This window comes from Pseudomonas agronomica (genome assembly GCF_025917275.1).
Taxonomy (GTDB): Bacteria; Pseudomonadota; Gammaproteobacteria; order Pseudomonadales; family Pseudomonadaceae; genus Aquipseudomonas; species Aquipseudomonas agronomica.
Window position 1 is genome coordinate 1 of record NZ_JAOSHO010000943.1, and the last position, 801, is coordinate 801.

Genomic DNA, 801 nt, shown 5'->3' on the forward strand with positions numbered 1-801 from the left:
CTTGCGCCGCTGTTGTACCTGGTCCACGCGCTGCTCACCGGCCTGTCGATGGCGGTGACCAATATGTTGAATATCCACCTGGGCTTTACCTTCTCCGGCGGTTTCATCGACATGGTCCTGGGCTGGGGCGAATCCACCAACGGCTGGCGGGTCGTTCCGGTGGGCCTGGTCTACGCAGCGATTTATTACCTGGTGTTCGACTTCTGCATCCGCCGCTTCGACCTGAAGACGCCGGGACGTGAAGACGTGCCGGCGGGCGACAAGCCGGTCATTGCCGAAAACCAACGGGCCGCGGCTTATATCCGAGCCTTGGGTGGCGCCGACAACCTGATCACCGTCGGCGCCTGCACGACGCGCTTGCGCCTGGACATGGTGGATCGCAACAAGGCGTCCGACGCCCAACTCAAGGCCCTCGGCGCGATGGCCGTGGTCAGGCCGGGTAATGGCGGCAGCCTGCAGGTGGTGGTGGGGCCGATGGCGGACAGCATTGCGGATGAAATTCGCCTGGCGTTGCCCTCCTCCGAACGACCAGCCAGCGCGCCCGTGGCCGCCGTAGCTGAGCCTGTCCCGCCGACAGTCGTCTCCGAGGCCGAAGCACAACAATGGCTCGCGGCCCTGGGGGGCGGCGGGAATGTGTTGCAGCTCGATTGCGTGGCGACGAGCCGTTTGCGCGTGCAACTGGCCGATGGCAAGGGGTTGTCGGAAAGCCAGCTCAAGGCGCTGGGTTGCCAGGGGGTCAGTTCACTTGGGGATGGCGTGTGGCACTTGCTGCTTGGGGAGAAAGCGCCGGGGTTGTGGCGG

1 protein-coding gene is annotated in these 801 nt (G+C 65.3%); it reads left to right on the forward strand.

The window, feature by feature from the left end; all coding sequences use genetic code 11:
- Window positions 1-801: glucose PTS transporter subunit EIIB (locus OC610_RS28265; protein ID WP_264432981.1), on the forward strand; the 801-nt coding region annotated here is incomplete at both ends.